Raw genomic sequence first — 12,531 nt, 5'->3', positions numbered from 1 at the left:
GCCCAAAGGTGCGTGCAATGGCTCGATGGACGCGCAAGATCGGCACTATTGCAATGGTCGTTGCGGTGTTTGCAGGGGTTCTGCCGGTGCTGACGCCGTTCCCGGGCGTCACCGCGGATTCGGCGACGGTCGCCGAGGCCGTGTTGCCGACGGGGCGTGACCTGACCAGCGCCATCTGGGATGGAGAGAACGCCTACATCTTCGGTGGATGGATTTCGAGCCCTTCTAGTCGTCTGGACGAAATCCTCCGCTACAACTCTGCCACGGACAGCCTCACGACCTTGAGCGCCACACTTCCCATCAAGGGAGAGGGCACGAGCGCGGTTTGGGACGGAACCAACGCGTACATCTTCGGCGGCGACAGCAACAGCGGCCGTCTCGACAAGATCGTCCGGTTCAACCCGGCCACACATGCCGTCACAACCATGAGCGCCAAACTTCCCAGCATGCGAGATGGCACGAGCGCGGTTTGGGACGGAACCAACGCGTACATCTTCGGAGGCTACGACGGCAGCAACCTTCTCAATCAGATCGTCCGGTACAACCCCGCCACGAACACCGTCACGGCCATGAGCACCACACTCCCAAGCGCCAGGTTTTTAACGAGCGCCGTGTGGGACGGCACGAACGCCTACATCTTCGGAGGTTGGATCGGTGGAAGCCCTATTAATGAGATTGTCCGATACAACCCATCCACAAACATGGTCACGGTGATGAGCGCGACACTGCCGAGCAGCCGCTACGGCACAAGCGCGATCTGGGACGGAGCCAACGCCTACGTATTCGGGGGCGGGAGTTGGGGTGGGTACGCTGATCGGATCTTCCGATACAACCTCGCTCCTGCCGCGCCGGGGGGCCTCGTAGCTTCACCGGGTCCCGGCGCAGGGCAGATCACCCTGTCGTGGGCGCCGCCTGCGAACAACACGTACTCGGTCCTTTCCCATTATCACGTCTACCGAAGTCAAACCCCGGGGGGTCCAGTCGAGCAGATTGCGGAGATTGGAACTGAGACCTCGTTTGTCGATTCGGGGTTGCCGAGCGGCGCGACGCGCTATTACCGGGTTTCGGGAGTCAACGCCGGCCGCGACGAGGGACCCATGAGCAATCTGGCAGGCGCGCGGACGCATGCTGCGCCATCGGCTCCCTCGGCGCTTGTGGCCACCCCGTCCGACGAAAACGTTTTCCTCACGTGGCAACCCCCCGCGTCAAATGGCGGGCTTCCGGTCAGCAAATACCATGTCTACCGCGGGACCACCCTCGGCGGTCCCAAGGAGTTTATCGGTGAGCGGATGCATGTGACCGACTGGTTCCCTTGGATCTATGATCGCGATTGCCCCGTGATTCAGACCTGCGTATATGTCGTGACCGCCGTCAACGAAGCGGGCGAGGGCGCTGCGTCCAACGAAGCCATCGCGGTGGGCCTTCTCCCGGCGTCGAACACCTGCGTCCCGTACAATCCGCAAGCCTTGACGAACGCCTGCTTCCGGCTGGAATGGACCACCACGACCGTCTCGCGCCCCCATCCAAGCGCCGACCCGCGCGTGGCGCCCGGCGGAGGCGTTTGCATCGTGGGAAACGTGTGCGCGCCCGGCATCGATCCCCGGGTCACGGTCGGCAGCAAGGATGAGACCTTGCAAAGGCCGGGAATCCAAGGCTACTTCGAACTGACCTTTGCATGCGGAATCCTTCCACAGTGCCGTTTGCAGACCTGACGAGATGGCCAAGGTTCGGATTCGATCTGTGCTCAAACAAGCTCGAGTCTACTGAATGTAGCTTGCGTCCCCGATGCCAAAGCTCTTGTCGATCTCGAGGTGCAACGCTTCGGGCCGCCACGTGACGTCCGGGAAGACGAGATTGGGGAAGAACTCCTCGATGTTGCCGGCGATGCGCGTGGCGACGTGCTCGGGACCAAAGACCGCCTGCGAGACGCGAAGCGCAAGCTCGCGCGTTCGCCGCTCGTCGAGGACGCCAAGCGTGTGGATGTACTCGTGCAGGAGCACGTGGAACGCGTACGCGTTGTACAGCTCGGGCCGCGTGTCGCGGATTCGAAGCAGCGGCAGCTTGTTCATGACGATGTAGTTGCTGCCGACGTAGTGGAAGCCGCCGAAGAAGCCGCCGGGCGCGTTGCCAAGGTCGGCAAGCGCGAGCATGAGCCCCGCGCGCTCTTGTTTTAGCACCTGCGCGGCGGCGCGCTTGACCACCTCGAAGATCTCCGCCAGGCTTGCCGCTTGGTCGAGCCGGGCCGCCAACCGTGCGTTCACGCGAGGTCATGGGGTCCCGCGGCGGCATAAAGACTGGGTTTGCGGCCGGCCGCCTCCCACGATTCCTGCGCAATTGCGCAGTAAGACTTCCGGCGCTCCGGCGGGAACCTATTTGCGCGCGGCGGCGTTGACCTTCGCGTGTCCTCGCCCTGGCCCCGCGCCCACGCGCACCTGTCCCGCCGCGACGCGCGGCTTCGCCCCGTCGTCCGCACGGTGGGCCCGGTCCGTCTCGCGGTCGAGCGCAACCGCTTCCAGGCGTTGGCCGAGTCCATCCTCTACCAGCAGCTTGCCGGCGCCGCCGCCGAATCCATCGTGCGCCGCGTGCGCGAGGCAAACGGGGGGCGGTTCCCCGACGCCGCGGAGCTTCGCGCCCTCTCCGATCGCCGGTTGCGCGCGTGCGGCGTGAGCCCGCAGAAGCTGTCGTACCTGAAGGCGCTCGCGCGCGAGGTGGACGACGGCTTGCTCGATCTCTCGCGGCTTTCGCGCGAGGACGACGAGGCCGTTGTCGAGCGGCTCGTCGAGCTTCCCGGCATCGGGCGGTGGACGGCGGAGATGTTCTTGATTTTCAGCCTCGGGCGCCCCGACGTCCTGCCCGTGGGCGATTACGGCGTGCGCAAAGGCATGCAACGGCTCTACGGGCTCCGCGCGCTGCCGCTTCCCGAACGCATGCGCGAGATCGCGGAGCCGTGGCGCCCGTACCGCTCCGCGGGATCGTGGTACCTCTGGCGAAGCCTCTCGCCGACGGTCCGCGCCGAATCGTAGCCGCCAAGCCGCGCTCTAGGCTAGGTGAAAAGCGTCCAGACGAGGTACGCGGCGAAGGCGACGAACACGACGCCGCTTGCCGCCGCAAAGATGGGGATCGCGCGCGCCGCTTTTTGCGTCGCCAGCACGACGGCGCCGGTGAACGCAAACGAGTAGGCGACGAGCGCGCCAAAGAATCCCGCGAAGACGGCGATCCCGTGCTCGGCGAACAGATGCGTGCCGACGCTCACCCACCAGGCGAGGTTCATGGGCGACGTGATGGCAAGCGCGTAGCCCGCCGCAAAGCCGCCGCCAAGCAGGCCCAACGAGGTGAGGCGGCGCGACCAGGGCCGAGCCGCGACGACCGGCCGCGAAGGGTCCGGCGGCCCGGTGCGCGCGGCGCGGAACGCTCCCACGGCCAGGTACACCATGAGCGCGGCGCCCGCGGCGGCGAGCGCTTTCATCGCCCAAGGATGCGCGACGAGAAGCGGAACCACGCCCACTCCGACGAAGGCCGCGTGCGTGGCATCGGCGCAGATCGCCCCGAAGGGGACGAACACGCCGGGCCAGAACCCGTGCTCGGCCGCGCGGCGCATCGAGAAGGCGAGAACGGGGCCCGGGGGCGCCGCGAGCGAGAGGCCAAGGCCGGCGCCAAGCAGGATCGCGTACGCGGGCTCCGCCATGCCATCACGGAGTCTTGCCCGCGGCGGGCGCCACGCGATTCACGCGGCCCGTGTCGTTGTCGTACAGGAGCCCAAACACCTCGACGTCCTGCGGGACGTACGGGTGGCGGCGGAGAATCTCCACCGAGCGCCGGACGTGCTCCTCGGGATCGTGGAAGCCGCCCAGCCACCGCTGGAAGTCCGGCCGCATGGCCTCGTGCAGCGGCACGCCCGCGCGCCGGGCCAGGCTGTGGGCGATGCGGAACTCGCCGCGGCCCACGACGGTCATGCCGCATTTCGTGTGCCCCAGGATCGCCACGTGGCGCACTTCGAGGAGGTGGATCGCCACGACGAGGCTGCGCAGCGTGCCGTCGTCGAGGACAGGGCCCGCGTTCCGGACGATCTTCGCGTCGCCGTGCGAGAGGCCCAGCACCTTCTCCACGTTGTAGCGCGTGTCCATGCACGCGACCACGGCCAAGTGCTTGGCGGGCACGGCCAGAAGCTCGCGGTCGTGCGGGTCCCAGTCGTTGGCGACAAAGCGCGCGTTGCCCTCGAGGAGCTCGGAGACGATGGACACGTGCAGGCCATGGTCCGCGCTGGCTTAAGCCTCACCGTAGGGGCGCCCAAGCGTCAATGGACGAGCCGAAATGCTGGGCGCCTAGCGGAGGGGGAATACGACCCACGCCTCTGGCTCTTGTCCGTCCAGCGCGTGCGGAGGGTTCGGCACCGGACGCGTCGCGTAGTAGTAGATGCACCAAATCAGATAGAAGGCGGCCGCGGGCGGTACCACGAGGCCGAAGAACCCCCACAGGACCATGTAGTACACGACGGGCTTGTCGGACTCGCAATACAGTACGTAGTGCCACAGCGACGATTCGCACGGTGGCCCGCGCGGATTCTCGCAGCGGAAGATGGTGGACACGAAAACGCTCCCGGTGCCGGTCGCGGGTTTTCCACCGCCGTTTGCGCGTTTTGCCGTAACGTAGGATGGTTCGACCGCGCGTCAGCCGGAACCGAGAGAAGCATGGCGCTGCGACTTCCGGAAAAGGACTGTGAGGGGCCCGCGTTGGCGGGCCCGCTCGCGGTTGCCTAGCAGGAGGCCAATGGCTTCCTTGCCAAGGAAGGAACCTCCGGAGGACCGTTATATCTTTCGGGGCTATTGGGCCGCCGGGAGCAAAATAGGTGATATGCTCCCACGCCCCGGTCGCCTAGCAGGTAGGGCGCTGGTTTCAGGAACCAGTGGCGTACTTGCCTCACGGGTTCAAATCCCGTCCGGGGCGCCAAACTCATGAAGGATCTGACGGGCGCTTCGCCTGAGAACCTCGGCCGCTTGTTCAACGCTCTTGCGATGAGAGGGATGATACGTCGCAACGACGCGGCGGTTCCCCCACAACCAGCTGTCATATGGCCCTACTTTTGGGAGGCCCGCTAATTGCTGCAAGAGATTGTTGACCTCCGCGCCACCCGCAAGAACGATTGAAGGGTCGATCGTTTCGACTTCGCGAAGAATCAGGTCGCGATCACGACTGACGGCTTCCTTGACCTTACGTGATTCTGCGGATGATTTCCCTGCCTCTTTCTTGAGGTTCATGAACGCGATCTGTTTCAGAACTTGGCGCGCGTCTCGTCGGGCATCCTCTGAATCCGGATATCGTGTGTTTGGATCCACAGTGAGAATCTGTGACCAGTGCGCGATGTTCGTGTCGAAACCTACTCTTCGCCTCGCTGTCCACGTCTTTTCTGGGTCGAGACGAACCCTCATGTCAATCGCATCTTGGTCGCGTACGTTCACGTCCTTGCACACGATCAAGAGGCGCTTGGCGGGATCGAGCTCATGCCAATCGCTTTCGGAGACGAGCCCGTCCTTGCAAAACCGCCCTTGCGGAACCCGGCTTTCCCACTCAACAAAAAGGTCGTCCAATCGACCGTTGATCCCTTGCTTTAGAGGATTGCTCACGGATACGCCCGGTTGATCGTTCTTGGAAACGGCGTCGCGTCGCGGATGTGGTCGTTCTTGCACAGCCACGTGAGCACGCGCTCGGTGCCAAGCCCGAACCCGGAGTGGGGCACGCTGCCGTAGCGGCGAAGGTCGAAGTACCACTCGTAGGCCTCCACGGGAGCGCCTTCCTTGCGCAGGCGCTCGCGCATGGCCTCGACGTCGAGCGAGCGCTGGGACCCGCCGATGATCTCGCCGTAGCCTTCGGGCGCGATCATGTCGGCGCACAGCGCGTGCTCGCCGGAGTCGTCCCGCTCCATGTAGAAGGCCTTGATCTCGGCGGGGAAGTGCGTGACGAAGATGGGCTGGGTCTCGCCTTCGACGAGCGCGCGCTCGTGGGGCTGCCCGAAATCTTCGCCCCATTCGATCGGGAAGCCCTTCTTCTTCAGGAGGTCGATCGCCTCGTCGTAGTGCAGGCGCTTGAAAGGCGGCTTGATGCGCAGCAGGTCGTCCGGGTCGCGCCCGAGCTCGCGAAGCTCGTCTGCGCACCGCGCGCCCACCGCGTTGGCGACGTGGGCGACAAGCTCCTCCTGGATGCGCATGTTGCCCTCGTTGTCGACGTGGGCCTCCTCGGCTTCGAGGTGCCAGAACTCCGTGAGGTGCTTTGTCGTCCGGCTCTTCTCCGCGCGGAAGGAGGGCGCAAGGCACCAGACGCGCTCGAGGCTGAAGATGAGCGCTTCGAGGTACATCTGGCTCGATTGGGACAAGAAGGCCGTCTGGTCGAAGTAGTCGAACTCGAAGAGCGTGGAGCCGCCCTCGCACGCGTTTGTCGTGATGACAGACGGCGTGACCTCGTAGAACGCATTCGCGTCGAACCACTCGCGGAAGGCCTTGAGCATCTGGGCCTTCACGCGGAAGGTGTTCGTGAGCTTGCGCGAGCGAAGCCAGAGGTGGCGCTTGTCGAGGAGGAACTCGACGGATTGGTCCTCCGTGATGGGGAATTCGTGCGAGCCGCCCACCACGCGCAGCGCGGCGGTGCGCAGCTCCCAGCCGCCCGGCGCGCGGGGGTCCTTGTGGGCGACGCCCTCGACGTCGACGGCGGCCTCCAGCTGCAGGTCCTTGGCGGCGGCGAAGCTTCCGTCGTCGGCCGCTCCCTTCTTCACGGTCGCTTGGAGGAGCCCGGTGGCGTCGCGAAGCACGAGGAAGACGATTCCGCCGGAACTTCGGGCCCGGTGGACCCAGCCGCGGACGCGGGCGGGCTTTCCTTCGAACGCGCCGGAACGGATGGCCGCGATGGGGACGGGAGCAAGCGTCATGCGCGACGACCTCCATGGGGGCGCGCGGGATAAAAGTTCCCCCGTTCCGTCAGGCTTAAATCAAGACCCCCTTTTTCGGGTGCGCGATTCCCGATGCTTCCGGTCCCCACCCGGTTCTTTGTGACTTCCGGACGAGCGGTCAGCAAGGTCTCCGACCTCAACGCCTTCGACGAAGCGCTCGTCCGCGCGGGGATCGGGGAGCAGAACCTCGTGTACGTCTCCTCCGTGCTGCCCATCGGCATCAAGAAGGTGCCCAAGGTCAAGCTTCCCATGGGCGCGATCACGCACTGCGTCCTCGCCCAGCAGCGGGGGAGCGAGGGCGAGACGATCAGCGCGGGCGTCGCCTACGGCTTCCGCGACGACGGACAGGGCGGCTACGTCGTGGAGGGCCACGGCCACATGGAGAAGAAGGCGCTGCGAGAGGTCCTTCAGTGGAAGATCGAGGGCGTCTGCAAGCTTCGCGCCGTGCGCCTGAAGAACGTCACCTACTCGATCGAAGAACTGTCGATTCCCATGGACCACTACGGCACGTGCTTGTCGGCCGTGGTGTTCATGGAATGACGGAGTACGGCCTCGTCGCCTGCTTCTCGTGCAAGACCCCCAAGGGCGTCGATCTCTCCCGCAAGACTACCGAGTGCAACGGCTGCGGCCGGCGCCTCGAAATCGCCTCGCTTCGCATCCTCGCCCGGGCCGCCTCCGTCGCGGAGCTGCAGGAGGCGCTTGCGCGACACAACGAAGCCCGCGCGCGCGGCGCGCAGGAGGGGGCCTTGCTCGAATCGCAAGTCGTTCCGCGCAGGGCCCCGGGCCCCCCGCGCGATCTCGAGGCGGTGGTGGCCCGCGTGCCTCCGCGCGGCGGCGAGGCGGCCCGCGCGCTTGCGCTGGCGCGCGGCCTCACCGAGCACGCGGGAGCCTTCGGCGAGGACCGGTTCGTGGAGGCGCTCGCTTCGTTGGGAATCGCAGCCGAGAAGGGGCCAGGCTTCCTGCGGCGGTTCCTGGAGGAGGGCTCCGTCGTGGAGGCGCGGCCCGGCCGGTACCGCGCCGTGCCGGCCTAGCCCGGTTCGCCCGTCTTCCAGCCGGCGAAGAGCTTCTTCAGCTTCCGCCGTTCGCCCGGCGGAAGCGCGTTGGGCAGGACGTTTCGGAGAACGTGGCGCGTCAGCACGAGTCCGTACGCAAGCGCCACGGCCGGCCAAAGAAGCGACACGCCGCCGGCGGGGTCGCGGGCGCCGGCGAAGAATTCGTACCACAGGACCTGGTGCGGCAGGGCGGCCGCGATCGCAAACGCGGCGCCCCGGAACGGCTTGCCAACGGCGACGCCCTCCCCGATGACGATGCCTGTGGCAAAGTGCATGAGAAGCGTTCCCACGCCCATGGCAAGGAGGGCAAGGAGCGGGATGGGATCGGCAACGACGCCGCCGAGGTCCGCGTACAGGCCGCGTTGGCGAAGAAGGAGCGCGGCGGGGACGAACACGAGGATGGTCCCAAGTCCAAGGCCGAAGCTTCCGCCGTAGAATCGCATGGTCGCCTGGCCCTGGTACCGGCGCAGATTCAGAACCACGGTTTTCAGGAGCTGCTCGAACAGCGGGAATCCAAGGAGCACCACAAGCGCGTAGAACAGCCACGCCTCCACGAGCCCGACGGGAAACCCGGCGAACAGCCCGGCCATGAACAGGAGGAACATGGTCTCGTCGCGGAACTTGCCGTCGTACCGGCCGTAGGCGAGGACGAGGATCCCAAACGCCGGCACGATGCCAAGCAACCCGGCGAGGACGACCTGCCAATCCACCATCGGCGCGCGTACGGGGTCGCCCTACTTGTAGGTGCCTTCGCCGCGCCGCGAGCCTATTTATACGGCGAGCCGGATCGAACGGCGATGGCGCTGCGTCCGCCGATCGTCATCGTCAATTACAAAATCTACGCCCAGGCCGTCGGGCGCGGCGCGCTTTCGCTTACCGCGGCGCTCGAGCGCGCCGCCGAGCGGACGTCGGCCACCGTCGTCGTCTGCCCGAACGCCGTCGACCTGCGGGCCGTTGCGCAGGCGACGCGGCTTCCCACGTTTGCGCAGCACGCCGATCCGGACCCCCCCGGCGCGGGCACGGGGCGCGTGCCCGTGGAGGCGATCGCCGAGGCGGGCGCCAAGGGCTCCCTGCTCAACCACGCGGAGAATCGCATTCCCTGGGAACGCGTCGGCGGCGCCGTCGCGCGCCTTCGCTCCGCCGGGCTGGCAAGCGTCGTGTGCGCAAACGACGTCGAGGCCACGCGCGAGGCCGCACGGCGGGAGCCGGACATGGTGGCCGTCGAGCCGCCCGAGCTCATCGGGGGCGCGGTGAGCGTCACAAGCGCCGACCCGGCGATCGTGCGGGACGCCGTGCGGGCCGTCAAGTCCATCCGCCCGGGCTCGCTTGTGCTCTGTGGCGCGGGCGTGAAGACGGGGAAGGACTTGGCCGCGGCGCTGGACCTTGGCGCCGACGGCGTGCTCCTTGCAAGCGGCGTCACGGCCGCCAAGGACCCAGGGGCGGCGCTTCGGGACTTGCTGGGGGCGGTCGCGTGAGCGAGCGCGCCGACGCCCCGGTCGTGCTGCAGGTCGCGCTTGACCTCATGAATCTCCACCGCGCGCTCGAGATCGCACGCGAGGCCGTCGAGGGCGGAGCCGACTGGATCGAGGCGGGCACGCCTCTCATCAAGAGCGAGGGGCTCGAGGCCGTGCGCGCGCTCAAGAAGGCTTTCCCCGACCGCGTCGTCGTCGCCGACATGAAGATCATGGACACGGGAGGCCTCGAGGCGGAGATGGCCCTCAAGGCCGGCGCAAGCGTCGTCACGGTGCTTGGCGCTTCGGACGACGGGACCATCCGCGAGGCCGTCGAGGCGGCGCGCAAATACGGGGGCAAGGTCGTGGTCGATCTTCTGGGCGTTTCCGACAAGCCCCGCCGCGCGGCCGAGGCGGAGACCCTGGGCGCCCACTACGTAGGCCTGCACGTGGGCGTCGACGAGCAGATGAAGGCGCGGACGCCCGTCGAGCTCGTGCACGCCGTCGCCAAGGCGACGAGCCTTCCCATCGTGGTCGCCGGCGGGCTCACGAGCGAGACGGCGCCGGCGGTGCGCGCCGCCGGCGCGGCGGTCCTTGTCGTGGGCGGCGCGATCACGAAGGCTCCCGACGCTCGCGAGGCCACGGCGCGCATCCGCGAGGCGGTGCGCTCGGGCACGGCACTTCCGAGCGTGGGCATGCGCAAGTACGGGGCGCAGGAGATCGAGAAGGCGCTCGTGCAGGCGAGCACGCCCAACCTTTCGGACGCCATGCACCGGGAGGGAGCCATGGCGGGCATTCACCCCGTCCAGCAGGGTGTCAAGGCGGTGGGCCGCGCCGTCACGGTGCACGCCATGGACGGCGATTGGGCCAAGCCCGTCGAGGCCATCGACGAGGCGCGGGCCGGCGACGTCCTCGTCGTGCAGGTGGACGGAGCAACGAAGGCCGTTTGGGGCGAGCTTGCAAGCCACACGGCCAAGCGGCGAGGCCTTTCCGGCGTGATCGTCGACGGGGCCGTTCGGGACGTCGACGAGATCCGTCGCATCGGCTTTCCTGCCTGGGCGCGAACGATCCTGCCCAACGCCGGCGACCCCAAGGGTTTCGGCGAGGTCGGCGTGGAGATCGTCTGCGGCGGACAACGGGTCCGGCAGGGCGACTGGATCGTGGCCGACGACAACGGGGTCGTGGTGGTGCCGCAGGAGCGGGCGCAGGAGGTCGCCAACCGGGGGCTCGACGTGAAGGAGCAGGAGGATCGCCTCCGGGCGGAGATCGAGCGCGGCGGCACGCTCTCGAAGGTGCTCAAGCTCAAGAAGTGGGAGAAGATCGTCGGATGAGGCCCCTGCTCGGCCGCCGGCTGCCCACGGAGGAGGAAGCGGCCGCCCACGCGCGTCGTCTCGTACGAGCAGGCGGCGCCGAAGTCCACCTCTTGGGCGTCGTCTCGGGGCTTGCATCGGAGGAGGAGCGCATGGCGGCCGCGTTCGAGGAGATCGAACCAGCCGCCGTGGCCGTGGGCGTGCCGGACGAGGACCTGGCCGGCCTCCGGGCCATCCTCGCGGGAGAGCTCGACGACCAAGAGTACGAGATGACCGATGTGGAAGAGGCCTATGGGGAGGGCCTCCGGCGCTTCGGGGAGGTGCGCCTGCCGCCGGCGGAGCTCCTGTGGCTCACCCGTCGGGCCGACGAGCGCGGCTTGCCGTTGCTGGCCTTCGACCTTGCGGCGGACGCGTACGTCGAAACATTCACCCGGGAGGTCGGCGCGGTCGACCTCCTGCGGTACAACGCGCGCATCCACAAGCTTCCGTCCCGCCTGGCCGCCACGCGCACGCCCCAGGCTTACGCCTTGGCTTGGGACCGCGAGGTCTGCCGCATCGGAGGGTTCCGACGGATCGAGCAGGCGCGCGAGGATGCCATGGGCGCGCGCCTGCGGGCGTTCGCGAAAGAACATCGGCGATTGCTGGCCGTCGTGGACCTCGCGCGCGTGCCGGGGACCGCGGCAAAACTCGCGGACGAAGGCGGAAGAGCGAAAGATTCGGCTTTTTGACGAAGAATGTGCTGAAATTTGGATTCCGTACGGTCTTTGATCAATATTATCCATCCGTCGTTAGAAAATTCGCCGCTTGCCGACTTGATAAAGTATATAAGCACCCATCTTATAAGGCCTTTTAATACCCGACTCGCCGGGAATTCGAAGGAGCGTTTGCGCGATGGCGAAGATCAAGATCGAAAACGTGGTCGCATCCACGTCGCTTGGGACCGAACTTGACCTCCAGTCCATCGCGCTTGCCCTCGACAATGCCGAGTACGAGCCCGAGCAGTTCCCGGGCCTCGTCTGTCGCCTGAAGGAGCCCAAGACGGCCGCCCTCCTCTTCCGCAGCGGGAAGGTCGTCTGCACGGGCGCGAAGTCCATCGACGCCGTCGGCAAGGCCGTCGACATCGTCACGCAGAAGATCGAGGCGTCGGGCATCAAGGTCAACCGTCACCCTGAGATCACGGTCCAGAACATCGTCGCCTCCTCGGACCTTGGAGCCGAGCTCAACTTGAACGCCATCGCCATCGGACTGGGCCTCGAGAAGGTCGAGTACGAGCCGGAGCAGTTCCCCGGCCTCGTCTACCGCCTGGACGACCCGAAGGTCGTGGTGCTCCTGTTCGGCTCGGGCAAGCTCGTGTGCACGGGCGCCCGAAAACCCGAGGACGCCGAGCGGGCGGTCGACAAGATCACCGAGGACCTGAAGGCTCTCGGGCTTCTGTAGGCCAGCGCTCGGGGCATCGACACCCCTTGGCCAAGAGCCGCTCCCGTTGTTCCCGCAGCGTCAGCAGCCGCCCGCGCGGCGACCGGCGCCCGCGTGCGAGGGCCGCATGGAGCGGCGTCGCGTGGCGGAAGCCGCGAGTCTCCATCTCGGACGCAAGCCGGTCGTGCCGCAACCGCAGCGCTGCGAGCGAGCCCCGCCATCGGGCCGTTTCAGGGTGTCTTGCGTAGCCCCGTCGGCCCTCGGCCAGGATGGTCCACAGCGCGTGGACCTCGCGGTGCTCGCCAAGAAGGTGGCGGTCGCACAGTTCTGCGGGCGGAAGGTCCCAGACGCGCACGCGTGCCCAT

The 12,531-nt window shown here is 67.1% G+C and carries 16 protein-coding genes and 1 tRNA gene; 9 read left to right on the top strand and 8 right to left on the bottom strand.

Annotation, left to right across the window (positions count from 1 at the left end):
* A partial coding sequence (locus VM681_08785) for a kelch repeat-containing protein (GenBank protein HVL88079.1) occupies positions 1-1,712 on the top strand: 1,712 nt, incomplete at its 5' end.
* A gap of 48 nt (positions 1,713-1,760) precedes the next feature.
* Here VM681_08785 and VM681_08780 read toward each other — a convergent pair.
* On the bottom strand, positions 1,761-2,261 hold the full coding sequence (locus VM681_08780; GenBank protein HVL88078.1) for a hypothetical protein: 501 nt from the start codon (positions 2,259-2,261) through the stop codon (positions 1,761-1,763).
* A gap of 138 nt (positions 2,262-2,399) precedes the next feature.
* On the opposite strand from VM681_08780, the gene VM681_08775 reads away from it, so the two are divergent.
* Entirely contained in the window at positions 2,400-3,023 is a 624-nt protein-coding gene (locus VM681_08775; GenBank protein HVL88077.1) for a DNA-3-methyladenine glycosylase, read from the top strand.
* A 20-nt stretch (positions 3,024-3,043) separates the two neighbouring features.
* Here the strand turns inward: VM681_08775 and VM681_08770 are convergent, their stop codons facing one another.
* From VM681_08770 to VM681_08760, 3 genes are all read right to left on the bottom strand, one after another.
* Positions 3,044-3,685, bottom strand: a complete 642-nt coding sequence (locus VM681_08770) for a LysE family transporter (GenBank protein ID HVL88076.1) — start codon at positions 3,683-3,685, stop codon at positions 3,044-3,046.
* A 4-nt stretch (positions 3,686-3,689) separates the two neighbouring features.
* Positions 3,690-4,241, bottom strand: a complete 552-nt coding sequence (locus VM681_08765; GenBank protein HVL88075.1) for a carbonic anhydrase — start codon at positions 4,239-4,241, stop codon at positions 3,690-3,692.
* Between the two features lie 81 nt (positions 4,242-4,322).
* Positions 4,323-4,586, bottom strand: a complete 264-nt coding sequence (locus tag VM681_08760) for a hypothetical protein (GenBank protein ID HVL88074.1) — start codon at positions 4,584-4,586, stop codon at positions 4,323-4,325.
* 275 nt (positions 4,587-4,861) lie between these two features.
* Here VM681_08760 and VM681_08755 point away from each other — a divergent pair.
* A tRNA-Leu gene (locus VM681_08755) sits at positions 4,862-4,947 on the top strand.
* Here the strand turns inward: VM681_08755 and VM681_08750 are convergent.
* Complete coding sequence (locus VM681_08750; GenBank protein ID HVL88073.1) at positions 4,926-5,621, bottom strand: hypothetical protein; 696 nt, start codon at positions 5,619-5,621, stop codon at positions 4,926-4,928. The two genes, VM681_08755 and VM681_08750, sit on opposite strands and share 22 nt — an antisense overlap.
* Positions 5,618-6,916 carry an asparagine--tRNA ligase gene (gene asnS / locus VM681_08745; GenBank protein HVL88072.1) on the bottom strand — a complete coding sequence of 433 codons (1,299 nt, stop codon included), beginning with the start codon at positions 6,914-6,916 and terminating at the stop codon, positions 5,618-5,620. Before asnS ends, VM681_08750 begins: the two co-directional genes overlap by 4 nt.
* Positions 6,917-7,009: 93 nt before the next feature.
* Between asnS and VM681_08740 the strand changes: the two genes are divergently transcribed.
* Both VM681_08740 and VM681_08735 read left to right on the top strand, forming a co-directional pair.
* The gene (locus tag VM681_08740) at positions 7,010-7,477 is read left to right on the top strand and encodes a pyruvoyl-dependent arginine decarboxylase (protein ID HVL88071.1); all 468 of its coding nucleotides are present in this window, start codon (positions 7,010-7,012) and stop codon (positions 7,475-7,477) included.
* Positions 7,474-7,968 carry a hypothetical protein gene (locus tag VM681_08735; GenBank protein ID HVL88070.1) on the top strand — a complete coding sequence of 165 codons (495 nt, stop codon included), beginning with the start codon at positions 7,474-7,476 and terminating at the stop codon, positions 7,966-7,968. The genes VM681_08740 and VM681_08735 overlap by 4 nt, the downstream gene beginning before the upstream one ends.
* Here the strand turns inward: VM681_08735 and VM681_08730 are convergent.
* Positions 7,965-8,702, bottom strand: a complete 738-nt coding sequence (locus VM681_08730; GenBank protein ID HVL88069.1) for a hypothetical protein — start codon at positions 8,700-8,702, stop codon at positions 7,965-7,967. The genes VM681_08735 and VM681_08730 overlap by 4 nt on opposite strands.
* 84 nt (positions 8,703-8,786) lie before the next feature.
* Here VM681_08730 and tpiA point away from each other — a divergent pair, with 84 nt between their 5' ends.
* From tpiA to VM681_08710, 4 genes are all read left to right on the top strand, one after another.
* A complete protein-coding gene (gene tpiA / locus VM681_08725) occupies positions 8,787-9,464 on the top strand; it encodes a triose-phosphate isomerase (GenBank protein HVL88068.1) in 678 nt (225 codons plus the stop codon).
* Entirely contained in the window at positions 9,461-10,771 is a 1,311-nt protein-coding gene (gene hxlA / locus VM681_08720; GenBank protein ID HVL88067.1) for a 3-hexulose-6-phosphate synthase, read from the top strand. Before tpiA ends, hxlA begins: the two co-directional genes overlap by 4 nt.
* A complete protein-coding gene (locus VM681_08715) occupies positions 10,768-11,478 on the top strand; it encodes a hypothetical protein (GenBank protein HVL88066.1) in 711 nt (236 codons plus the stop codon). Before hxlA ends, VM681_08715 begins: the two co-directional genes overlap by 4 nt.
* Positions 11,479-11,641: 163 nt before the next feature.
* Positions 11,642-12,187: a TATA-box-binding protein gene (locus VM681_08710; GenBank protein ID HVL88065.1), complete on the top strand. Its 546-nt coding sequence runs from the start codon at positions 11,642-11,644 to the stop codon at positions 12,185-12,187.
* On the opposite strand, the gene VM681_08705 is transcribed toward VM681_08710, so the two are convergent.
* Positions 12,153-12,521: a pyrimidine dimer DNA glycosylase/endonuclease V gene (locus VM681_08705; protein HVL88064.1), complete on the bottom strand. Its 369-nt coding sequence runs from the start codon at positions 12,519-12,521 to the stop codon at positions 12,153-12,155. The two genes, VM681_08710 and VM681_08705, sit on opposite strands and share 35 nt — an antisense overlap.
* Between the last annotated feature and the right edge of the window lie 10 nt (positions 12,522-12,531).

This window comes from Candidatus Thermoplasmatota archaeon (genome assembly GCA_035541015.1).
Lineage (GTDB): Archaea > Thermoplasmatota > SW-10-69-26 > JACQPN01 > JAIVGT01 > DATLFM01.
The sequence above is the reverse complement of the archived record's forward strand: the minus strand, read 5'-3'. Positions and strand labels throughout refer to the sequence as shown.

Excerpts from the sequence above, each read along its gene's own strand:
- VM681_08770 (HVL88076.1), bottom strand. The coding sequence starts at position 3,685 with ATGGCGGAGCCCGCGTACGCGATCCTGCTTGGCGCCGGCCTTGGCCTC.
- asnS (HVL88072.1), bottom strand. The coding sequence starts at position 6,916 with ATGACGCTTGCTCCCGTCCCCATCGCGGCCATCCGTTCCGGCGCGTTC.
- VM681_08740 (HVL88071.1), top strand. The coding sequence starts at position 7,010 with ATGCTTCCGGTCCCCACCCGGTTCTTTGTGACTTCCGGACGAGCGGTC.
- VM681_08735 (HVL88070.1), top strand. The coding sequence starts at position 7,474 with ATGACGGAGTACGGCCTCGTCGCCTGCTTCTCGTGCAAGACCCCCAAG.
- VM681_08730 (HVL88069.1), bottom strand. The coding sequence starts at position 8,702 with ATGGTGGATTGGCAGGTCGTCCTCGCCGGGTTGCTTGGCATCGTGCCG.
- tpiA (HVL88068.1), top strand. The coding sequence starts at position 8,787 with ATGGCGCTGCGTCCGCCGATCGTCATCGTCAATTACAAAATCTACGCC.
- VM681_08715 (HVL88066.1), top strand. The coding sequence starts at position 10,768 with ATGAGGCCCCTGCTCGGCCGCCGGCTGCCCACGGAGGAGGAAGCGGCC.
- VM681_08710 (HVL88065.1), top strand. The coding sequence starts at position 11,642 with ATGGCGAAGATCAAGATCGAAAACGTGGTCGCATCCACGTCGCTTGGG.